The sequence below is a fragment of the Donghicola sp. XS_ASV15 genome, assembly GCF_041224595.1.
Taxonomy (GTDB): domain Bacteria; phylum Pseudomonadota; class Alphaproteobacteria; order Rhodobacterales; family Rhodobacteraceae; genus Donghicola.
Genome location: NZ_JBGFGN010000162.1, coordinates 84,263 through 105,136, shown reverse-complemented (window position 1 = coordinate 105,136; position 20,874 = coordinate 84,263). Strand labels below are relative to the sequence as shown.

The following is a 20,874-nucleotide window of genomic DNA, read 5'->3' as shown; positions in this document are numbered from 1 at the left end:
GGGTCCAACCTAAATCAGGTGCAGCGATGACCGATCAATCCCCGAACGACCAGTTCCATGCCTCAAGCTTCTTGCAGGGACACAACGCCGAATACATCGAACAACTATATGCGCGTTACGCCGCAGACCCGAACTCGGTAGACGAAGCGTGGCAAGCGTTCTTTGCCGCCCTCGGTGATGGGGAAGTTGAAGTCAAACAAGAAGCCGCAGGTCCGTCTTGGGGCCGCAGCGACTGGCCGATGATGCCCGCAGGCGATGACGTCTGGGCTCTGACCGGCGAATGGCCCGAAGCGGCCAAAGAAGTCAAAGGCGCTGGCGACAAGATCAAAGCCAAAGCCGCCGAAAAGGGCGTCGAAGTCTCGGAAGAGCAGATCAAGCGTGCTGTTCTCGACTCCGTCCGCGCGCTGATGCTGATCCGCGCCTACCGTATTCGTGGCCACCTGGCCGCCGATCTGGACCCGCTGGGTCTGCACGGCCGTGAGCCCCACCCCGAACTGGACCCCAAAGCATACGGCTTCACCGAAGCCGACATGGACCGTCCGATCTTTATCGACAACGTTCTGGGCCTGCAGGTCGCGTCCATGCGCCAGATCGTCGACATCGTCAAACGCACCTACTCCGGCACCTTTGCCCTGCAGTACATGCACATCTCGGATCCCGAGCAGTCGGCATGGCTCAAAGAGCGCATCGAGGGCTTTGGCAAAGAAATCAAGTTCACCCGCGAAGGCCGCCGCGCGATCCTGAACAAACTGGTCGAGGCTGAGGGCTTCGAAAAGTTCCTGCACGTGAAATACATGGGCACCAAGCGTTTCGGCCTCGACGGTGGCGAAGCGCTGATCCCCGCGATGGAGCAGATCATCAAGCGCGGCGGCGCGCTGGGTGTCAAAGAGATCGTCATCGGCATGCCTCACCGCGGCCGTCTGTCGGTTCTGGCCAACGTGATGAACAAGCCCTACCGCGCAATCTTTAACGAATTCCAAGGCGGCAGCTTCAAGCCCGAGGACGTTGATGGGTCGGGCGACGTGAAATACCACCTCGGCGCATCAAGCGACCGCGAGTTCGACGGCAACAGCGTGCACCTGTCGCTGACTGCGAATCCCTCGCACCTCGAGGCGGTGAACCCTGTTGTTCTGGGTAAAGCGCGCGCGAAACAGTTCCAGTTGGGTGATACCGACCGCACGCAGGTTCTGCCCGTACTGCTGCACGGCGACGCGGCCTTTGCTGGTCAGGGTGTCGTTGCGGAATGCTTCGGTCTGTCGGGTCTGGTCGGTCACCGCACCGGCGGCACCATGCACATCGTGGTGAACAACCAGATTGGCTTCACCACTGCGCCGCACTTCTCGCGCTCGTCCCCCTACCCCACCGACATCGCTCTGATGGTCGAGGCGCCGATCTTCCACGTGAACGGCGACGATCCCGAAGCCGTTGTGCACGCGGCCAAGGTTGCGACCGAGTTCCGCCAGAAGTTCCACAAAGACGTTGTTCTGGACATCTTCTGCTACCGCCGCTTCGGTCACAACGAAGGCGACGAGCCGATGTTTACCAACCCGCAGATGTATAAGCAGATCAAGTCGCACAAGACCACTCTGTCCCTGTACACAGAGCGTCTGGTCAAAGACGGCCTGATCCCCGAAGGCGAAATCGAGGATATGAAGGCGCAGTTCCAAGCGCATCTGAACGACGAGTTCGAAACCGGCAAAACCTTTAAGCCGAACAAGGCGGATTGGCTGGATGGCCGCTGGTCGCACCTGAACAAGCAGGGTGAAAAGTACCAGCGCGGCAAAACTGCCATCGCGCCCGAAACGCTGGAAGAGGTCGGCAAGTCGCTGACCCACGCGCCGGACTCGGTCGACATCCACAAGACCGTCAAGCGTCAGCTCGAAGCCAAGGCGAAGATGTTCGAAAACGGTGCCGGTTTTGACTGGGCCACCGGCGAGGCCTTGGCCTTCGGCTCGCTTCTGACCGAAGGCTACCCAGTGCGTCTGGCCGGTCAGGACTCGACCCGCGGCACCTTCTCGCAGCGTCACTCGGCCTTCATCGACCAGTCGACCGAACAGCGCTACTACCCGCTGAACAACATCCGCGAAGGTCAGGCCCGCTACGAAGTCATCGACTCGATGCTGTCGGAATACGCGGTTCTGGGCTTTGAATACGGTTACTCGCTGGCAGAGCCCAACGCTCTGGTCCTGTGGGAAGCCCAGTTTGGTGACTTCGCCAACGGCGCGCAGATCATGTTCGACCAGTTTGTCAGCTCTGGCGAAAGCAAGTGGCTGCGGATGTCCGGTCTGGTCTGTCTGCTGCCCCACGGCTTCGAAGGTCAGGGCCCCGAGCACAGCTCGGCCCGTCTGGAACGCTTCCTACAGATGTGTGGTCAGGACAACTGGATCGTGGCGAACTGCTCGACTCCGGCGAACTACTTCCACATCCTGCGCCGCCAGATGCACCGCAGCTACCGCAAGCCGCTGGTTCTGATGACCCCGAAATCCCTGCTGCGCCACAAATTGGCCGTCAGCAAGGCCGAGGACTTTACCACCGGTTCCAGCTTCCACCGTGTCCTGTGGGACGATGCGGAGCGCGGCGGCAATTCGGAAACCACTCTGGCGTCCGATGACAAGATCAAGCGCGTCGTCATGTGCTCGGGCAAGGTTTACTACGACCTGCTCGAAGAGCGTGACGCCCGCGGCATCGACGATGTCTACCTGATGCGGATCGAGCAGTTCTACCCCTTCCCCGCGATCTCGCTGGTCAAGGAACTGGAACGCTTCCCGAACGCAGAGATGATCTGGTGTCAGGAAGAGCCCAAAAACCAGGGCGCATGGACCTTTATCGAACCCAACATCGAATGGGTTCTGGGCCGCATCAAAGCAAAACACAGCCGCCCCCGTTATGTCGGCCGCGCCCCCAGCGCATCGCCCGCCACCGGTCTGGCATCGCAGCACAAAGCACAACAACAGGCGCTCGTCGACGAGGCGCTGACCATCGAAGGAAACTAAGCAAATGACTGAAGTCCGCGTTCCCACCCTGGGCGAATCCGTGACCGAAGCAACCGTCGCCACCTGGTTCAAAAAGCCCGGCGACCGTGTTGAAGCAGATGAAATGCTGTGTGAGCTGGAAACCGACAAGGTCACCGTCGAAGTCCCCAGCCCCGCCGCAGGCACTCTGGCCGAAATCGTTGCAAACGAGGGCGACACCGTGGGCGTCGACGCCCTGCTCGCCAACATTTCGGAATCCGGCGAAGCGGCAGCACCTGCTGCACCAGCCGCCAAATCCGAAGCACCTGCCGAAGCCCCCGCGGCGTCGGGCGGATCCTCGGTTGACGTGATGGTCCCAACCTTGGGCGAGTCGGTCACCGAAGCGACCGTGTCGACATGGTTCAAAAAGGTCGGCGACACTGTCGCTCAGGACGAAATGCTGTGCGAACTGGAAACCGACAAGGTGTCGGTCGAGGTTCCCTCGCCCGCTGCTGGCACTCTGACAGAGATCCTGTTTGACGAAGGCTCCACCGTCGAAGCCGGCGGCAAGCTGGGTGTCATCGCATCGGGTGACGGCGCTGCCGCGGCTGCACCTGCGTCGGCCCCTGCCGCAGCGCCCGCAGCATCGTCGTCGACCGGCAAGGATGTCGAGCACGCACCCGCTGCCAAGAAAGCCATGGCCGAAGCCGGTCTGTCCGCAGATCAAGTTCAGGGTTCGGGCCGCGACGGTCGCATCATGAAAGAGGACGTCGCCAAAGCTGCAGCCGCAGCTGCTGCTGCAACCTCGGCTGCCCCTGCGCCCGCCGCTTCGGCAGCGCCCCGTGGCCCCGTCAACGCAGACGACGCATCGCGTGAAGAGCGCGTCAAGATGACCCGCCTGCGCCAGACCATCGCGCGCCGCCTGAAGGACGCGCAGAACACCGCAGCCATGCTCACCACCTACAACGAGGTGGACATGACCGAGGTGATGGAACTGCGCAAAACCTACAAAGATGCCTTCGAGAAGAAGCACGGCGTCCGCATGGGCTTCATGTCGTTCTTCACCAAAGCCTGTGTGCACGCTCTGAAAGAAGTGCCCGAGGTGAACGCCGAGATCGACGGCAACGAAGTGGTCTACAAAAACTACGTCCACATGGGCATCGCGGCTGGCACCCCTCAGGGTCTAGTTGTTCCCGTCCTGCGTGACGTCGACCAGAAGTCGTTTGCCGAGATCGAAAAAGAGATCGGTGAAAAAGGTCGCCGCGCCCGTGACGGCAAGCTGTCCATGGCAGAGATGCAGGGCGGTTCGTTCACCATCTCGAACGGCGGCGTCTACGGCTCGCTGATGTCCTCGCCGATCCTGAACCCCCCGCAGTCGGGTATCCTCGGCATGCACAAGATCCAGGATCGTCCCATGGCCATCAACGGCAAGGTCGAAATCCGTCCCATGATGTACCTCGCGCTGTCCTACGACCACCGTATCGTCGACGGCAAAGGCGCTGTGACCTTCCTCGTGCGCGTCAAAGAAGCGCTCGAAGATCCCCGTCGCCTGCTGATGGACATCTAAAACCACACCGCCCCGACCACGCGCTGGTGGGGGCGCCCCTTCTCCTTGCCGCATAGGCGCCCGAAAATGACGACCGAACTCACAGTCCTCACCCTCGCCGCCTTGCTCCAGGTCGTTCAATTCGTCCTGATGTCGGTCCCAGCCAATCTTGAGTTGGGACAAGGCAAGACCCTCGGCCCCCGCGACCCCGACCGCCTTGGCAAGCCGCTGATCGAACAGGTCTCTGTCCGCACTGGCCGCCTCTTTCGCGCATTAAACAACCATTTCGAGGGGCTGATCCTGTTCTCGATCGCCTGCCTCGTGATCACCGTCTCCGGCCAGTCCACTGCCCTGACCGGAACCTGCGCTTGGATCTACCTGATTGCCCGTGTCCTCTACGTGCCCGCCTATGCCTTTGGCTGGGTGCCTTGGCGCTCGCTCATCTGGGCAGTGGGCTTTCTTGCCACAACCCTTATGCTGGTCGCCGCCCTGCTCTGACCAGCGTCCGCTCATAACGCCAAGACCTCTTTCTTGGCACAAATACCCCGGGGGTCCGGGGGCAGCGCCCCCGCCCTAGACCACCAGAAAGGAACTTCGAAAATGGCATCCTACGACGTGATCGTGATCGGCTCTGGCCCCGGCGGCTATGTCTCCGCCATTCGTGCCGCACAGCTCGGCCTGAAAACCGCCTGTGTCGAGGGTCGAGAAACCCTTGGCGGCACCTGCCTGAACGTGGGCTGCATCCCGTCCAAAGCCCTGCTGCACGCCACCCACCAGCTGCACGAGGCAGAGCACAACTTCGCCAAGATGGGCCTTAAGGGCAAATCCCCCAGCGTCGACTGGAAACAGATGCTCTCCTACAAGGACGACGTGATCGGCCAGAACACCAAAGGCATCGAGTTCCTGTTCAAAAAGAACAAAGTCGACTGGATCAAAGGTTGGGCGACCATCCCCGAGGCCGGCAAAGTCAAAGTCGGTGACGAAGTCCACGAGGCCAAGAACATCATCATCGCGTCCGGCTCCGAAGTCGCGACCCTGCCCGGCGTCGAGATCGACGAAGAGATCGTCGTGTCCTCGACCGGCGCCCTGTCCCTGCCCAAGACCCCCAAGAAAATGGTCGTCATCGGCGCAGGCGTCATTGGTCTGGAACTGGGCTCGGTCTACAAGCGCCTCGGCGCCGAAGTGACCGTAGTGGAATACATGGACGCGATCACCCCCGGTCAGGATGCCGAAGTGGCCCGCACCTTCCAGAAGCTGCTGCAAAAGCAGGGCCTCGAATTTGTTCTGGGTGCCGCGGTGCAGGGCGTCGAAACCTCGAAGTCCAAAGCCAAAGTCACCTACAAGCTCAAAAAGGACGACAGCGAGCACACGCTCGACGCAGATGTCGTTCTGGTCGCCACCGGGCGCAAACCCTTCACCGATGGCCTCGGCCTTGCTGACCTTGGTGTTGAGATGACCGAGCGCGGCCAGATCAAGACCAATGCCCAATGGCAGACCAACGTCCCCGGCATCTACGCGATCGGCGACGTCATCACCGGCCCGATGCTGGCGCACAAAGCCGAAGACGAAGGCATGGCCGCCGCCGAAGTCATCGCGGGCAAGCATGGCCACGTGAACTACGGCGTCATCCCCGGCGTGATCTACACCCACCCCGAGGTTGGCAGCGTTGGCGCCACCGAAGAGCAGCTGAAATCCGAAGGCCGCGCCTACAAGGTCGGCAAGTTCAGCTTCATGGGCAATGGCCGCGCCAAGGCGAACTTCGCCGCCGATGGCTTCGTCAAGATCATCGCGGACAAGGAAACCGACCGCATCCTCGGCGCACACATTATCGGCCCGATGGCCGGTGACCTGATCCACGAGGTCTGCGTTGCGATGGAGTTCGGCGCCTCCGCCGAAGATCTGGCCCTGACCTGCCACGCGCACCCGACCTACTCCGAAGCCGTGCGCGAAGCCGCTCTGGCTTGCGGGGATGGCGCGATCCACGCCTAAGGCGCCAAATCGACAAAACCTGCAAAACCCCCGCCCCGCGCGGGGGTTTTTCCTTTGGGTCAGAGGGGCCCTGCCAGCCGCTACGCCAATCCCCCTTGCGCGCCCAATTTACCTGACATAAGTCAGACAAATGACCCATGATCCGATCTCCCGCTTCCGCCGCTTTGCCCGCTCTGTCACGACAGAGGTGGGCGCGCTTGATGAGTCCTTCCTCGGACGCGGTCGGTCTCTTGGTGCAGCCCGCGTCCTGAATGCCATCGGCCACGGGCATGCCGACGTGGCAGACCTGCGCACCTACCTGAACCTCGACTCAGGGCTCCTCAGCCGCCTCTTGCGCCAGCTCGAGGGCGAAGACCTAATCACCCTATCCCCCAGCCCCACTGACGCCCGCGCGCGCATTGCCGCGCTCACCCCAGCAGGACAGGCCGAATTCACCGCTTACGAAAAGATCAGTAATACCCGCGCCGCTGACCTGCTGGACCGTCACCCGCGCCCCGAAGCGTTGCTCGCTGCGATGGATCTGATCGCCAGCGCCCTCGGCCAAGACCGGATCGTGATCGAGGAACGCGACCCGCGTGCCCCTCAATCCCTGTTCTGCCTGAACGAATACTATGCCGAACTGGGGCGCCGCTTCAAAACCGGCTTCGACGTCAATTTATCCTGCGACCCGCAGGCAACCGACATGATCCCCCCGCGTGGGGCATTCCTGGTGGCACTGTCGGACGGGATGCCGATTGGCTGCGTCGGGATCAAAGGCAACGCTGGCCCGATCGCTGAGGTCAAGCGCCTGTGGATCGCCCCATCCGCGCGCGGCCTCGGGCTCGCCAAACGACTGATGAACGACGCAGAAGACCGCGCGCGTACCCTCGGCATCAAAACCCTGCGCCTTGATACTAACAGCGCCCTCCCCGAGGCGATCCGCCTTTACCAGACGACCGGGTGGACCCAGATTGATCGTTTCAATGATGATCCCTACCCCGACCACTTCTTTGAAAAATCGCTAGAGTAGCGCCGAAACCCTTGCCCGTTGATATCAAGGTCTGCACTATGCATCGCTTATCTATTTTTAAATGAATTGAAAGTTTCAAAGATGAAGACGCCAATCGCGTTCCTGCTGATACCGCTTGCCTTGACCGCCTGTATGCAAAACACTCCGCCAGATCGCGCCATCTACACAACACCAGAGATGAATGAGCTCGATGCCGTGCGTCCCTATCCATATACCTATGACGTGTGCCAGGTGCTGACGCCAAACGAAGCGACGCAGGCATTTACCATCTCCGAAAACCATAAATTGATTGGCTGCCCCAGCCACGAGACCGGTGCAATTAACGACCGTATCAAAATGAACGGCGGGACGGTTCTGGGTCAGGTTCAGAAGTGGACCATTCTCGAGGTCTCTCGCTGATAAAAAAGGCCGGATGAGCGAGGATCAGGCTCATCCGGCGCAGTTTCACAAGCGAACTTGTGAGCGGTGCGAATGCCGCAAAGGGTCAAAGTGCGGCAGACATCAGGTTAAACGAAGCCTTCGTTGGCTTCCGTCGCTGCACCCGCGAAAAAAATCTATTTTTTGATAACGTTAAAACCGGCTTCGGCCATCAGGGCGTCAGACCGCGTTTCGACGACATCCTTGAGAACCTCCATCATGCTCTCGATCCGTGCGCCTGCTGGGATCGGCTCTAGGAATTCGACCACTGCAAGACCCGGCTTTCGGTAAATCCCAGTACGCGGCCAAAAGACCCCGACATTCGTCGCGGCGGGGACACAGTCTTGTCCAGTCTCACGATACAGCACGCCAGCCCCGATTTTGTAGGGGGCATCAACACCCGGTGCGACCCGGGTGCCTTGGGGGTAAATGATCAACTGACCGGCAGGCGTATCCCCATGCTTTACTTGCTGGACCATGTTGCGCATCGCTTCGGCCCGTTTGCCGCGTTCAACTGCCACGCAGCCAATGCGGCCCGCATACCACCCCAGCACAGGGGCAAAACGCAGGCTCGCCTTCATGATGTATTTCGGGCGCGGCACAACGCTGGCAATCATGATGATATCCAGAAAACTCTGGTGCTTCGAGGCGACGATCACTTCACCTGTCGGGACGGTTCCGCGAATTTCTGTCCGCAGGCCCACCATCCATGACGCGGTCCATCGCACCCATTTGCAATAGGCATGGATCCCCCCATAAGCGCCGCGGCGGTCAACAAGCGCCCAAGGCAGGTAAAGCAGCCCAAGCACGGGCATCATCAGATACATCTGGATCAAGAACACAATGGATCTGACCCAACGCCACGCCTTTGCCATTTATCGCAGTCCTCTCAACGTCCGCATCGCGGCCGCGCGGGTCGCGAAATAAGCCACAACAGCCCCCAAGGGCGGGATCGCCAAGGGCCAAGCCCATTGCCAGCCCTGAAAACCAAGCCCGGTCAGAAAGCCTCCCTCGGTCTGTGCGCTTGGCAGCAGGAACACCGCGACCATTCCAATCACGGTTCCGATCACTCCACCAAACAGCGCCCGCACGGTAAACCGCCGTACAAACGCGCTGGCGATGTAAACGTCGGTCGCCCCTACCAGACGCAGCACACGAATGACCTGTGCGTTCGCCGCCAAGGCCGCGGTCGCCGCCAAGGTAATCATCGCCGCCGTGGTGCCCCCAATCAACAAGAGTGACAGAGTGCCGAGCCGCCGCAGGCTGATCGCCGCGCGGATCAAGGGTTTGCGCCACTGCGCGTGGTCGTCCAGAGTCGCGCCGGGAACTTCGGCCTGCAAACGCAAACGCAAACCATTTGCGTCGTATCCCTCGCCTTCTTCGACAACCTCGATCAGTTGCGGGACAGATAGCGCATCCAAGGCGACACCATTCCCAAACCAAGGGGCCAGTAGCGCCTGCTGCTCTTCGTCGGTCAGCGCGCGGGCGCTCTTGATTCCCGGCGTGGTCGACAAAACGCGCAAAGCCGCTTCGGTCTGGGCCGTCATCTGCGCTTCGGGTGCAGAAATCCGGATCGTCGAAGAGCGCGCCAATTCGTCCCCCCAGCGCACGGCCAAACGCCCTGTCGCCATAGACAAAGCCATCGCAAACACAGCGAGAAAAGCCATGGCCGCGGCGCTGAACAGGGTCAGTCGGACGGTGTGGCCGGTTGGCGGAACCACACGGTCAGCCTGCGAATCCGACGCGAAAATTGACAGAATCCAGCGAAGAGGGTTCATAGATCAGCCCCCGCAAATTGCAGTTTCCTGTTCGCGATCCGCAGCACGCGCACTTGGACCTGCGACTTCGCCGCGCGGATCAGCGCCAGATCGTGCGTCGCGATCAGCACTGTTTTGCCCAACCGGTTCAGCTCAATCAGCAAAGTCAACAGGCGCTGGGACATCTCCCAATCCACGTTGCCCGTCGGTTCGTCTGCAAGAATAACATCAGGTGACATGATCACCGCCCGCGCCAGCGCCGCTCTTTGACGTTCACCACCCGAAAGCTCTGGCGGCAGCGCCCGCGCGCGGTGCGACAACCCAACCCACTGAATCAATTCGCGCAAATTGGCGTCCTCGTTTCCGCCTTGGCCGGAAACTGTCAGCGGAAGTGCGATGTTTTCATGGAGCGGCAAGTGATCCAGAAACTGGCAGTCCTGATGCACGACCCCGACCCGGCGACGCATGATGGCCAGATCATCTCGGGTGAGATCACGGACGTCCTGACCAAACAGCCGCACACTGCCTGCCGTCGCCGTCAAATCGCCGTAACACAGGCGCAAAAACGTTGTTTTGCCTGCCCCGGACGGGCCGGTCAGAAAGTGAAAAGCCCCAGGCTGCAACTGCAACGAGACACCGCTCAGCAGCTCCCCACCGCCATAGCTGTAAGCCATGTTGTCCAGCTCGATCACCACTCGCCCCTCGCTTTTCCTGTCCGATACGCTTTTGCCGTACGCTAGAAACCGTTGCAATGCACGGTAAACATTGACTTTGCCTTTGTTTCAACAAGGATTACAACGGATGAAAATGATAACTCACCTATGACGCCTTGGTCGTCGAAGCGGGGCTTGATGCGGCTTACCTGTCCGAATTGCGGCGCAATCTACGAAGTTCCGGATAACGTTATTCCGGAAGAAGGTCGGGACGTGCAGTGTTCGAACTGTGCCAACACGTGGTTCCAAGAGCCCGCCAGCCATTCTGCCAAAGATCAGGAAGAGAATCTGGCGCCCGCCGACGCGCCTCTTGATGAGACACCCGAGCAGGCTGCTGAGTCCGAAGGTGAGATTTCGCCCGAAGAAATGCTCGACCGTCTTGCTGCCGAAGAAGAGGCGCAAACCAATCTGCCGACCGATGAACCGGTCCTTGACGACCCCGCTGATGCAGAGGACGAAGAGGCGCCAGCGCCTGACCTGCCTCGCCGCGAACTTGACCCCAAGGTTCGTGAGGTTCTTCAGCAAGAGGCCGAGTTCGAGGCTGAGCGCCGCGCTCAGGAAGAAAGCGGACCGATAGAGAGCCAACCAGAACTTGGCCTGATGCAACCCATCAAGAAGCGGATCGTACCCGCCGACATCCCGTCTTTGCGCGAAAAAGAGGCGCGCGAGGCAGAAGAGGAAGAAGAGGCACAAGATTACGCATCCGCAGAAGCAGAGCTGCTCGCAGCGGAAATGGCCTCCGAACAGGACACCGGCCATCGCTCGCGCCGCGATCTGCTCCCTGATGTAGAAGATATCAATTCCACGCTTCGCACACGCGAAGCGCCCAAAGTCCGGTCTGTCCGCACCCCGGGCGAATTGATGGAAGACCCCGAGGAGGAACGGCAAAAAGGCTTCCGTTCGGGCTTCTTCCTGACAATAATTTTCGCCCTGTTGCTTGCGATGTTCTACGTCAAAGCCGGTGCGATTTCGGCTTCCATGCCCGCTGCCGCACCAGCCCTGCGCACCTATGTCACATCAGTAGACACAGCACGCGGGTGGCTGGACACCAAGGCGCGGAATGTGGCCGCGTGGCTCGACAGCTTCAGCTCTGAAGCCCAGCCCTTGGAATAATCCTCAGAAGCGGTCGAGCAGTCGGTTCAGGTAGTCGCGCTCTTCTTCTGGACGCTCGGTTTCAGCCGAGCGGCGGCGAATCTCTTCGGTCAGTTCTTCGGCACGGCGGTACACATCCTCGCCATTCAGCATCGGGTCTTCGGTCCCCATAGGCGCGCCGTTGCCTTCGCGGCGACCCAAAGGATCCTGACGGCCCTCGCCCATCGGTCGGCCCTGCCCTTGTTGGCCGCCGGCCTGATCTTGACCCTGCTCCTGCCCCTCAAGCGCCTGCTCCAAGCTGCGCAGCCCTTCGCGCATACTCTCAATGGCATCGGCCTGACGGTCTATCGCCTCGCCCAAATCATTGTCGCGCAAGGCATCCTCTGCCTCGTCCATAGACCGGCCCGCATCGTCCAAATTACGCCGCGCCGCATCGCCGTCTTCGGTGCCCGCGCCGGGCAGATTGCGCCGCTGACGCTCGAGTTCATTGCGCAGGGACCGCTGGCGCTGCGCCAACTGATCGGCAAGCCCTTGGCCCTGTCCCTGACCATTCTGGGCCTGATCGCCCTGTTGGCCTTGGCCTTGTTGACCCTGACCCTGCTGCTGGCCTTCTTGACCTTGCTGCCCTTGATTCAGCTGGTCAAACGCATCGTCCGACAATTCTTGCTGTTCGCGCAGCGTGTTGCCCAGATCGTCCATGGCTTGCTGGCCCTGACCGCCCTGCCCTTGTTGGACGCTCATATTCTCCATCATCTGCATCAACTGATCCAGCATCTGCTGTGCCTCGGCCATGCGGCCTTCGTTCATCAGCTCTTGGATGCGGTCCATCATCTCTTGCAGATCGTTCTGGGTCAGCTCCATGGTGTTTTCAGAGTTGCTCTGCGCATCATCGTCCATCTGGTCGCCGTTCCGCTCGGCCAATTCCTGCATGAAATCGCGCGTGGCATCGCGCAGTTCCTGCATCAACCGCTCGATCTCTTCGGGGCTGGCGCCATTACGCATCGCCTCGGTCAGGCGTTCCTGCGCCTGACGCATCCGCTCTCTTGCATCTTCCAGATCGCCGTCTTCCAGCTCCAGCGCATAGGCCCACAGCTCTTCGGCCAGCGCATCGCGGGTCTCAGCGTCCATGGATGTCCCCGCAGTCTCAAGACGCGCCAGAATGGCTTTCAGGCCCTCGTACCGCTCCATGTTGCGAAAAACATCCTCGGGCCGATAGGTCACCGCCCGCATCACCTGCCCGATCCGCGAAGCATTCTCGCGGTTCCACATCAGATCACGGCGCGCCTCAATTACTGCGCGCGCCACGGGGTCAAAGAACCTGCGCCCGGGCAATTCAAAGGCCAGCACATCTGAATGTCCCACCTGCCCGATGGCATCTTCCACCCGAAGCACAACGTGCACAGGCAAATTCGCCCAAGGGTGCTTCGAGAAATCTTCTCGCAGAATCTCGCCAAAAGCCTGACGGCTTCCCGAATAGCTCAGCGGCAGATCAGAGCGCAAACCGTCGCGCGGCTCAGGTTCCAGCGCGAGCCCATAGCGACGATCCACCGAAGCCAGATCTAGCCGGATTTCCGCGCTGCCCCCCACGATCCCATAGTCATCCTCGGCGTAGAACGGCAGGCTCATCTCGCCTTCGGGGGTGGCCTCCACCTCGCCATTCTGCGACACCGTCGGCACAGCATCAGGCCGCAGAGCGACCGTCCAAGCACGCCCGCCATCCCCCGTGATTTCCAAGGTGCCGCTCTGAGCGACAGAAAATTCTCGCGTGCGAACAGGTGCATCGGCAGCGGTCAATAGCTGTTCTGGCGCATCGCCGCTCACAGTCTCGGACAGCGTGAGCCCCTCGCCCCCATATAGGCGTACGATCACACGGCTCCCCTGCATCAGGTCCAAGGGTCCAGCGGCCAAATCATTCAAATAAAGCGCAGGCTGACGGGTATGCGCGGGCGGCTCGACCCATCCTTCCCAAGACGGCCCCGCCGCTTGGGCAGCCCCGCTGCCCGTGCCATCAGACAACGCCCCCATCTGGCCAAATGACCCGAACAAAAGGCCCATCGCCGCAGCCACAATCGCGACATAGCGCAGGGCATAGGGATCGCGCTTGGTCTGGCTCAGCGCAGGGCCCACGGCTTTTGCCGCCTGAACCCGCTCTGCCATGCGCAGCAAATGGGCATGCCACAGCGCCTCGGACGCGGGGTCCCCGTTGCCAACTGCGGGACGGTCCCGCAGCGCTGCGATCGGACGGCCCGGCAAAGTCGCATCCAGCCGACGCAGCGCATCCTCGCGCGACGGCATATGGAATGACCGCAGCCCCCGCACCAAATAAACAGCCACCGCCAGACCAAACAGGCCAACCGTCAGCGCCAGCCCCCAGAACGGAAGCGGCCCGAACAGGCCGAACATCATCAGTCCCGCAAACACAAACAGCACCGACCAGACAGGCCAAAAGGCATGCGTCACACGCTCTGCCCACAGGCCCGCCCACGTCAGTGCCAGCGGTTTACGAATGGATTTCGGAAGCTGTTCTTGCGCTGCCATGCACCTCGCCCGGAATAGCTTGCTCCGGGCGACATTGCCTCAGAGCCACTCGGGGATGGTATCGCGGTTTATGATTTCGTCAAAGCTCGGCCGCGGACGGATGACAGCGAATTGATCATGCTTCACCAGAACCTCGGGGATCAGGGGCCGCGTGTTGTATTCACTCGACATCACAGCGCCATAGGCCCCCGCACTGCGGAACGCGACCAGATCCCCCTCGGACAGCTTCGGCATCATGCGCCCCTTGGCAAAGGTATCGCCCGATTCGCACACCGGCCCCACGATGTCATAGGGCTGCTGCTCTGCCCCCGGCGCGGCCTCTTGCACTGGCACAATATCGTGGTGCGCGCTGTACATCGCCGGACGGATCAGATCGTTCATCGCCGCATCAATGATCATGAACTCGCGGCCTTCACCTTCTTTCAGATAGATGATCCGGCTGGCCAGAATGCCCGCATTGCCCGCGATCAGACGACCGGGCTCGATCTCGATCTCGCAGCCCAGATGCCCCAATTCTTCCTTGATCATGCTGCCGTATTCCACAGGCAGCGGCGGCGCCGAATTGCCGCGCTCGTAGGGGATCCCCAGACCGCCGCCCAGATCCAGACGCGAAATCTCGTGCCCATCCGCGCGCAGGGTCTCGGTCAGTTCCGCGACCTTGCGGTACGCCAGACGGAAGGGTTCCAGATCCGTCAGCTGGCTGCCGATATGCACGTCGATGCCAATGACCTTAAGGCCCTTCATCGACGCCGCCTCGGCATAGACCTCTCGCGCCTTGGCGATCGGAATGCCAAACTTGTTCTCCGACTTGCCGGTGGCAATTTTCTCGTGGGTCTTGGCATCCACATCTGGATTCACACGCACGGTGATCGGAGCCACAACGCCCAAAGACTGCGCCACACGGTCAATCGCCCGCATCTCGGGCTCTGATTCCACGTTGAACTGGCGAATGCCACCGGTCAGCGCGGCGCGGATTTCCTCGTCGGTCTTGCCCACACCGGAAAACACGATGCGATCGCCGGGCACACCCGCCGCCTTGGCGCGCGCATACTCACCGCCCGACACCACATCCATGCCCGCGCCCAGCGCCGCCAAAGTCTTCAGGATCGCCTGATTGCTGGCCGCCTTCATCGCGTAGCACACCAGATGGTCCATACCGGCCAGAGCCTCGTCAAACAGCTTAAAGTGCCGTTCCAGCGTCGCGGTCGAATAAATATAAACGGGCGAGCCAACAGCCGCGACGATTTCGGAAACCGGCACGTCCTCGGCAAAGAGTGCGCCATCGCGGTACAGGAAATGATCCATGGGCCAGCCTCCTTTGCGGCGTTTCATTGCGCCGCCTTTTAGGCACAGCCGCCGGACGAAGCAATCACAGCCGCGCAAAAGCCCCTAGATATTCGCTTTATTGCCGGCCTTTTCCTGGCAGACGCGGGAGTCGCCTCAATATGCGAAATGGCGAAACGCGACGAGCCACTCGAAAACGTGACCAAAAAGAGCAGGCACCGCATCAGCGCGCCCGCTCCTTCATCTTGGCATAAACACCCAAAATCCGACGGCTCAGTCGATCGGGCGGCTCCGGAAATAGAGATACAGCGGCAACCCGCAGCTGACCCCGATGCAGAACGTCGCCGGAATCGCGATCAGCGAAATCCAGTTCCGCCGCACCCAAACCTCGGCCAAAATCCACACGGTCAGGGCAATCGCCGCGATCGTCAGATCCCAAACGAGCCCACTGGATGCCGCATTCGCATGCCACGCGTCGATCATCGGCCCCATCGCAAACCCGTTCTCCCAGAACCAGGTCAGGAAATAGGCCATGGGGTGCACAGCCCCCCACAGCGCCAAAGCCAGATAGATCACGCGCAGCGGTGTCATCCCGAAATCCCCATCTCTGCGGTTCCGGACAGTGTCACGCCAAACGCAGGTTCACCCTTTTCGGGGCGCTCAGGCTCGCCATCCGCGCCGCACGCGGCCAGCAAAGCCACCAGCCCAAGGGCAAAAATCCGTGTCATCCCAGAACCTCTTTCCAACGCGCCACCTGCGCGCGGACCTGTTCCGGCGCGGTGCCCCCATAGGACATGCGCGACGCAACCGAGTTGTCCACCCCGAGCACGCCGAAAACTTCGTCCGTGATCGCGTCGTGCACCGATTTCATGTCGTCCAGCGTCAGGTCGGGCAGATCGCAATTCTTCGACTCGGCCAGCGCCACCAGCGATCCGGTCACGTGGTGGGCATCGCGGAACGGCATATCCAGAACCCGTACCAGCCAGTCGGCCAGATCGGTCGCGGTCGAGAATCCGCTGCCCGCAGCCGCCGCCAATTGCGGACGGTTCGCGCTCATGTCCTTGACCATGCCTTCCATCGCGGCCAGCGCCAGCATCAGGTTGTCGGCAGCGTCAAAGACCTGCTCTTTGTCTTCCTGCATGTCCTTGGAATAGGCCAGCGGCAGACCCTTCATCACCATCATCAGTGCAACGTTAGCACCGAAAATCCGGCCAATCTTGGCGCGGATCAGCTCTGCCGCATCAGGGTTTTTCTTCTGCGGCATGATCGACGAACCGGTCGAGAAACGATCCGACAGGGTCACAAACCGGAACTGGGCCGAGGACCAGATCACCAGCTCTTCGGCAAAGCGGCTCAGGTGCATCGCGCAGATGCTCGCGTTGCTCAGGAATTCCAGCGCAAAGTCACGCGCCGACACCGCATCAAGCGAGTTCGCCATCGGGCGATCAAAACCCAGCGCCTCGGCGGTCATATGACGGTCAATCGGGAAGGACGTGCCCGCCAGCGCTGCCGCGCCCAAGGGGCTCTCGTTCATGCGCGCGCGGGCGTCCTTGAAACGGCTCAGGTCGCGGCTGAACATCTCGACATAAGCCATCATATGGTGGCCCCACGTCACCGGCTGCGCGGTCTGCAGGTGCGTGAAGCCGGGCATCACCCAGTCCGCGCCCGCCTCGGCCTGCACCAGCAGCGCACGGATCAGCGCCTCGACCCCGCCAATCGCGGCGTCGATCTGGTCACGGGTCCACAGACGGAAATCGGTCGCAACCTGATCGTTGCGCGACCGCGCGGTGTGCAGACGACCTGCGGGTTCGCCCACGATCTCCTTGAGCCGCGATTCCACGTTCATGTGGATATCCTCAAGGGCAGTCGAAAACTCGAAAGATCCGCTTTCGATCTCTGACAACACCGTGAGTAGGCCTTCACGAATGGCCTCTGCGTCGCTATCCCTCAGGATGCCTTGTGCAGCCAACATGGCCGCGTGGGCCCGAGAGCCAGCGATGTCCTGTGCGGCCAACCGCTTGTCGAACCCGATCGAGGCATTAATTGCCTCCATGATCGCGTCCGGTCCAGCGGCGAAACGGCCGCCCCACATTGCGTTCGAGGAAGAGTCTGACATGTCGTGCCCCCGGAGGTCTTGATGCGCCTTGTAAAGTCCCTGTTGCTCTATACTGCCATGTGTCTGGTTGCAAATGGCCCTGCACTTGCCGCTGACACCGCCACGTTAGAGGCACTGCGGGCTGGCGACATGAAAAAGCTGTCGTTCCACGCCGAACCAAAGCGCGTGTCCGATCTGGAATTCAGCGGTCCCGACGGCGCCATGCGCTTGACCGATTTCGACGACCAGATCGTTCTGGTGAATTTCTGGGCCACGTGGTGCGCCCCATGCCGCAAAGAGATGCCCATGCTATCGGACCTGCAAACCCAACTCGGCGGCGACGATTTTCAGGTTGTCACGCTGGCCACTGGCCGCAATTCGCCCGAAGGCATCGCCAAATTCTTTGGCGAAATCGGGGTCGAGAACCTGCCCCACTACATGGACCACCGCCAAGCCATCGCCCGCGATATGGGTGTCCTTGGCCTGCCGGTCACGATCATTCTGAACCGCGACGGTCAGGAAATCGCACGCCTGATGGGCGATGCCGACTGGGCCAGCGACAGCGCCAAAGACATCCTGCAAACCCTGATCGACGCGCCCGCCAGTTAACGCGCCCAGTCGCAGGCCGCCTCGTGGTCGTCGACCATGCCGACAGCCTGCATGAACGCATAGACCGTGGTCGGCCCGACAAAGCGAAAGCCCTTTTTCTTTAGGGCTTTTGACAGCTTGACCGAAACCTCGGTCTGGGCCGGCACATCGGCCAAAGTTGCGGGCTGCGGCCTCATCGGAACGCTGCCGACAAACGACCAGACAAACTCTGAAAACCCCTCTTCCTGTTCGACGGCAATCCACGCGCGGGCATTGCCGATCGTCGCCTCGATCTTGCCCATGTGCCGGACAATCCCCGCATCGCCCAGCAGCCGCGCCACATCCTCTTCGCCCCAGCCCGCGATCACATAGGGATCAAAGCCCGCAAAGGCCGCGCGAAACCCCTCGCGCTTTTTCAGGATCGTCAGCCAGTTCAGCCCCGCCTGAAACCCCTCAAGACACAGGCATTCGAACAGCTTTCGCCCGTCCCGCTCGGGCACGCCCCATTCGGTGTCGTGATACTCTTGGTACAGCGCATTCTCCGTGACCCATCCACATCGTGTGACCATTATCGCGACTCCTGACTAGCTACCTAAGTGCAAACAAACCATGAACACGTTCCGAAACCAATCTCCAATTTTCAGCGCATTTGCCCGTTTACACGTCGTTAAAACAGAATCGCCCAGCCTGCCTTCGTGGTGGGAGTATTGGAATGTTTGAAAGACATAAGGGCCGGAAACGGCCAAAGGGACTGAACCCCCTAGAAACAGCCGTGCGCTCGCGCGATTCGGATATCCTTGCGATGGTCGAGCGTGCCCTGCGGCACAAAGAGGTGATGCTGGCCTATCAGCCCGTGGTTGTCACAAAAGACCCGAGCCGCATCGCATTTTACGAGGGTCTGATCCGTGTGATGGATGAGACCGGACGGGTCATTCCGGCCCGAGAGTTCATGCCGGTGGCCGAGGCAACAGACATGGGCCGGATCATCGACAGGGTCGCCTTGGAATTTGGTCTTCTCGAACTGTGCAGACACCCCAATCTGCGCCTCTCGATCAACCTTTCTGCAAAGTCGTTGCACGACAAGAAGTGGCTAAAAACGCTTCAGCACGGACTGACTCGCGACGAGACTGTGGGCGAACGGCTCATCCTAGAGATTACAGAAGAATCCGTGATGACCCAACCGGATCAAGTCCTTAATATCATGGATGATATTCAGCTCAAAGGGGTCGCCTTTGCCTTGGACGATTTCGGCGCGGGCCGCACCGCGATCCGCTACTTCAAGGACTTCGCCTTCGATATCCTCAAGATCGACGGCAGCCTGATCCGCGGCATCGACACATCGCCCGATAATCAAGCAATCGTCCGTGCATTAATGTCGATCGGCCAGCACTTCGAGATGTTCACCATCGCAGAACATGTTGAAACAAAGGGACAAGCCGACTGTTTGCGCGCCATTGGGGTCGATTGCCTGCAGGGTTATTTATTCGGCGCTCCCAGTCTGAGACCCGCTTGGCACCAAAGTCGGACTAGGAAACGACTTGCCTAGCGCTAACAGCGACGAACGAACTGTTGTGGCACCGCAGAATCCTGCTACCAATACACCGTCGGTGGAGGGAGGACGAGGCCGACATTAGCGGCCTCTGACGGCCCTCTGCCCCGAATTTTGGTAGAGGACACCGCATATGACGAACGTAGTTATCGTATCCGCCGCGCGTACAGCAGTTGGCAGCTTCCTTGGGTCATTCGCAAACACGCCCGCCCACGAACTGGGTGCCACCATGCTGCAAGCCCTGGTAGAGCGTGCAGGCATCGATAAGAGCGAAGTGTCGGAGACGATCCTCGGTCAGGTTCTGACCGCCGGTCAGGGCCAGAACCCTGCCCGTCAGGCACACATCAACGCTGGCCTTCCCATCGAATCCGCCGCGTGGGGCATCAACCAGGTGTGTGGCTCGGGCCTTCGCGCCGTTGCTCTGGGCGCCCAGCACATCATGCTCGGCGATGCGGCCATCGTGGCAGCGGGCGGTCAGGAAAACATGTCCATGTCGCCCCACTGCGCGGCACTGCGTCAGGGCCAGAAAATGGGCGACCTGAAGTACATCGACACCATGATCAAAGACGGTCTGTGGGACGCGTTCAACGGCTACCACATGGGCCAGACCGCTGAAAACGTGGCGGACCAGTGGCAGATCACCCGCGAAATGCAGGACGAATTCGCTGTCGCCTCGCAGAACAAGGCCGAAGCCGCCCAAAAGGCTGGCAAGTTCGCGGACGAAATCGTGCCCTTCACCATCAAAACCCGCAAGGGCGAGATCGTGGTTGATGCGGACGAATACATCCGTCACGGCGCCACCATGGAAGCCATGCAGAAACTGCGCCCCGCCTTCACCAAAGACGGCTCGGTCACTGCGGCAAACGCTTCGGGCCTAAACGACGGCGCGGCTGGCGTCATGCTGATGACTGCAGAAGAAGCTGAAAAGCGCGGGCTCGAGCCTCTGGCGCGCATCGCGTCCTACGCGACCGCTGGCCTTGACCCCTCGATCATGGGCACCGGCCCCATCCCCGCGTCGAAGAAAGCGCTCGAGAAGGCAGGCTGGAAAGCCGAAGATCTGGATCTGGTCGAAGCGAACGAAGCCTTTGCCGCGCAGGCCTGCGCCGTGAACAAAGACATGGGCTGGAACCCCGACGTGGTGAACGTAAACGGCGGCGCAATCGCCATCGGTCACCCCATCGGCGCGTCCGGTGCCCGCATCCTGAACACCTTGCTGTTCGAAATGAAGCGCCGCGACGCCAAGAAAGGTCTCGCGACACTGTGTATCGGTGGCGGCATGGGTGTTGCCATGTGCTTCGAACGGCCGTAAGACGAATGGGCGCGCAAGAAAATTGCGCGCCCTAATT

At 60.8% G+C, this 20,874-nt stretch carries 19 protein-coding genes; 10 read left to right on the top strand and 9 right to left on the bottom strand.

Annotated elements, in window-relative coordinates:
* Positions 1–26 precede the first annotated feature (26 nt).
* The 6 genes from AB9K37_RS16905 to AB9K37_RS16880 all read left to right on the top strand — a co-directional run bounded on the left by AB9K37_RS16905 (position 27) and on the right by AB9K37_RS16880 (position 7,894).
* Entirely contained in the window at positions 27–2,993 is a 2,967-nt protein-coding gene (locus AB9K37_RS16905; RefSeq protein WP_369840925.1) for a 2-oxoglutarate dehydrogenase E1 component, read from the top strand.
* 4 nt (positions 2,994–2,997) lie between these two features.
* The gene (gene odhB / locus AB9K37_RS16900) at positions 2,998–4,518 is read left to right on the top strand and encodes a 2-oxoglutarate dehydrogenase complex dihydrolipoyllysine-residue succinyltransferase (protein ID WP_369840923.1); all 1,521 of its coding nucleotides are present in this window, start codon (positions 2,998–3,000) and stop codon (positions 4,516–4,518) included.
* Between the two features lie 66 nt (positions 4,519–4,584).
* Positions 4,585–4,995 (top strand): MAPEG family protein, encoded by a 411-nt coding sequence (locus tag AB9K37_RS16895; protein WP_369840921.1) that lies wholly within the window; start codon positions 4,585–4,587, stop codon positions 4,993–4,995.
* A 102-nt stretch (positions 4,996–5,097) separates the two neighbouring features.
* Positions 5,098–6,486, top strand: a complete 1,389-nt coding sequence (gene lpdA / locus AB9K37_RS16890; RefSeq protein ID WP_303967453.1) for a dihydrolipoyl dehydrogenase — start codon at positions 5,098–5,100, stop codon at positions 6,484–6,486.
* 130 nt (positions 6,487–6,616) lie between these two features.
* On the top strand, positions 6,617–7,495 hold the full coding sequence (locus tag AB9K37_RS16885) for a GNAT family N-acetyltransferase (RefSeq protein WP_369840919.1): 879 nt from the start codon (positions 6,617–6,619) through the stop codon (positions 7,493–7,495).
* Between the two features lie 81 nt (positions 7,496–7,576).
* Positions 7,577–7,894: a hypothetical protein gene (locus AB9K37_RS16880; protein WP_369840917.1), complete on the top strand. Its 318-nt coding sequence runs from the start codon at positions 7,577–7,579 to the stop codon at positions 7,892–7,894.
* Positions 7,895–8,049: 155 nt separating this feature from the next.
* Here the strand turns inward: AB9K37_RS16880 and AB9K37_RS16875 are convergent, their stop codons facing one another.
* From AB9K37_RS16875 to AB9K37_RS16865, 3 genes are read right to left on the bottom strand one after another with little or no spacing between them, the layout of a single operon-like run.
* Positions 8,050–8,787 carry a lysophospholipid acyltransferase family protein gene (locus tag AB9K37_RS16875; protein WP_369840915.1) on the bottom strand — a complete coding sequence of 246 codons (738 nt, stop codon included), beginning with the start codon at positions 8,785–8,787 and terminating at the stop codon, positions 8,050–8,052.
* Positions 8,788–9,690, bottom strand: coding sequence for a cell division protein FtsX (locus AB9K37_RS16870; protein WP_369840913.1), 903 nt, complete (start codon positions 9,688–9,690; stop codon positions 8,788–8,790).
* Positions 9,687–10,361 (bottom strand): cell division ATP-binding protein FtsE, encoded by a 675-nt coding sequence (locus AB9K37_RS16865; RefSeq protein WP_369840911.1) that lies wholly within the window; start codon positions 10,359–10,361, stop codon positions 9,687–9,689. The genes AB9K37_RS16870 and AB9K37_RS16865 overlap by 4 nt, the downstream gene beginning before the upstream one ends.
* A gap of 159 nt (positions 10,362–10,520) precedes the next feature.
* Here AB9K37_RS16865 and AB9K37_RS16860 point away from each other — a divergent pair, with 159 nt between their 5' ends.
* Positions 10,521–11,495 (top strand): zinc-ribbon domain-containing protein, encoded by a 975-nt coding sequence (locus AB9K37_RS16860; RefSeq protein WP_369840909.1) that lies wholly within the window; start codon positions 10,521–10,523, stop codon positions 11,493–11,495.
* A gap of 3 nt (positions 11,496–11,498) precedes the next feature.
* On the opposite strand, the gene AB9K37_RS16855 is transcribed toward AB9K37_RS16860, so the two are convergent.
* The 5 genes from AB9K37_RS16855 to argH form a co-directional block, all read right to left on the bottom strand.
* The gene (locus AB9K37_RS16855; RefSeq protein WP_369840907.1) at positions 11,499–14,012 is read right to left on the bottom strand and encodes a TIGR02302 family protein; all 2,514 of its coding nucleotides are present in this window, start codon (positions 14,010–14,012) and stop codon (positions 11,499–11,501) included.
* A gap of 39 nt (positions 14,013–14,051) precedes the next feature.
* Positions 14,052–15,317, bottom strand: coding sequence for a diaminopimelate decarboxylase (lysA, locus tag AB9K37_RS16850; RefSeq protein ID WP_369840905.1), 1,266 nt, complete (start codon positions 15,315–15,317; stop codon positions 14,052–14,054).
* Positions 15,318–15,569: 252 nt separating this feature from the next.
* Entirely contained in the window at positions 15,570–15,887 is a 318-nt protein-coding gene (locus AB9K37_RS16845) for a DUF2834 domain-containing protein (RefSeq protein ID WP_369840903.1), read from the bottom strand.
* The gene (locus tag AB9K37_RS16840; protein ID WP_072707896.1) at positions 15,884–16,024 is read right to left on the bottom strand and encodes an argininosuccinate lyase; all 141 of its coding nucleotides are present in this window, start codon (positions 16,022–16,024) and stop codon (positions 15,884–15,886) included. The genes AB9K37_RS16845 and AB9K37_RS16840 overlap by 4 nt, the downstream gene beginning before the upstream one ends.
* Positions 16,021–17,412 (bottom strand): argininosuccinate lyase, encoded by a 1,392-nt coding sequence (argH, locus tag AB9K37_RS16835; protein ID WP_369840901.1) that lies wholly within the window; start codon positions 17,410–17,412, stop codon positions 16,021–16,023. The genes AB9K37_RS16840 and argH overlap by 4 nt, the downstream gene beginning before the upstream one ends.
* A 21-nt stretch (positions 17,413–17,433) precedes the next feature.
* On the opposite strand from argH, the gene AB9K37_RS16830 reads away from it, so the two are divergent.
* Complete coding sequence (locus AB9K37_RS16830; RefSeq protein WP_369840899.1) at positions 17,434–18,000, top strand: TlpA family protein disulfide reductase; 567 nt, start codon at positions 17,434–17,436, stop codon at positions 17,998–18,000.
* Here AB9K37_RS16830 and AB9K37_RS16825 read toward each other — a convergent pair.
* Positions 17,997–18,548, bottom strand: coding sequence for a DNA-3-methyladenine glycosylase I (locus AB9K37_RS16825; RefSeq protein WP_369840897.1), 552 nt, complete (start codon positions 18,546–18,548; stop codon positions 17,997–17,999). The two genes, AB9K37_RS16830 and AB9K37_RS16825, sit on opposite strands and share 4 nt — an antisense overlap.
* A 143-nt stretch (positions 18,549–18,691) precedes the next feature.
* Here AB9K37_RS16825 and AB9K37_RS16820 point away from each other — a divergent pair, with 143 nt between their 5' ends.
* Positions 18,692–19,525, top strand: coding sequence for an EAL domain-containing protein (locus AB9K37_RS16820; RefSeq protein WP_369840895.1), 834 nt, complete (start codon positions 18,692–18,694; stop codon positions 19,523–19,525).
* Between the two features lie 136 nt (positions 19,526–19,661).
* The gene (locus AB9K37_RS16815) at positions 19,662–20,837 is read left to right on the top strand and encodes an acetyl-CoA C-acetyltransferase (protein ID WP_369840893.1); all 1,176 of its coding nucleotides are present in this window, start codon (positions 19,662–19,664) and stop codon (positions 20,835–20,837) included.
* Positions 20,838–20,874 lie beyond the last annotated feature (37 nt).

Coding starts and splice junctions, on each gene's coding strand:
- AB9K37_RS16845 (WP_369840903.1), bottom strand. CDS start 15,887: ATGACACCGCTGCGCGTGATCTATCTGGCTTTGGCGCTGTGGGGGGCT.
- AB9K37_RS16875 (WP_369840915.1), bottom strand. CDS start 8,787: ATGGCAAAGGCGTGGCGTTGGGTCAGATCCATTGTGTTCTTGATCCAG.
- AB9K37_RS16820 (WP_369840895.1), top strand. CDS start 18,692: ATGTTTGAAAGACATAAGGGCCGGAAACGGCCAAAGGGACTGAACCCC.
- AB9K37_RS16880 (WP_369840917.1), top strand. CDS start 7,577: ATGAAGACGCCAATCGCGTTCCTGCTGATACCGCTTGCCTTGACCGCC.
- lysA (WP_369840905.1), bottom strand. CDS start 15,317: ATGGATCATTTCCTGTACCGCGATGGCGCACTCTTTGCCGAGGACGTG.
- odhB (WP_369840923.1), top strand. CDS start 2,998: ATGACTGAAGTCCGCGTTCCCACCCTGGGCGAATCCGTGACCGAAGCA.
- AB9K37_RS16860 (WP_369840909.1), top strand. CDS start 10,521: ATGCGGCTTACCTGTCCGAATTGCGGCGCAATCTACGAAGTTCCGGAT.
- AB9K37_RS16895 (WP_369840921.1), top strand. CDS start 4,585: ATGACGACCGAACTCACAGTCCTCACCCTCGCCGCCTTGCTCCAGGTC.
- lpdA (WP_303967453.1), top strand. CDS start 5,098: ATGGCATCCTACGACGTGATCGTGATCGGCTCTGGCCCCGGCGGCTAT.
- AB9K37_RS16905 (WP_369840925.1), top strand. CDS start 27: ATGACCGATCAATCCCCGAACGACCAGTTCCATGCCTCAAGCTTCTTG.
- AB9K37_RS16870 (WP_369840913.1), bottom strand. CDS start 9,690: ATGAACCCTCTTCGCTGGATTCTGTCAATTTTCGCGTCGGATTCGCAG.
- AB9K37_RS16855 (WP_369840907.1), bottom strand. CDS start 14,012: ATGGCAGCGCAAGAACAGCTTCCGAAATCCATTCGTAAACCGCTGGCA.
- AB9K37_RS16815 (WP_369840893.1), top strand. CDS start 19,662: ATGACGAACGTAGTTATCGTATCCGCCGCGCGTACAGCAGTTGGCAGC.
- AB9K37_RS16825 (WP_369840897.1), bottom strand. CDS start 18,548: ATGGTCACACGATGTGGATGGGTCACGGAGAATGCGCTGTACCAAGAG.
- AB9K37_RS16885 (WP_369840919.1), top strand. CDS start 6,617: ATGACCCATGATCCGATCTCCCGCTTCCGCCGCTTTGCCCGCTCTGTC.
- AB9K37_RS16830 (WP_369840899.1), top strand. CDS start 17,434: ATGCGCCTTGTAAAGTCCCTGTTGCTCTATACTGCCATGTGTCTGGTT.
- AB9K37_RS16840 (WP_072707896.1), bottom strand. CDS start 16,024: ATGACACGGATTTTTGCCCTTGGGCTGGTGGCTTTGCTGGCCGCGTGC.
- argH (WP_369840901.1), bottom strand. CDS start 17,412: ATGTCAGACTCTTCCTCGAACGCAATGTGGGGCGGCCGTTTCGCCGCT.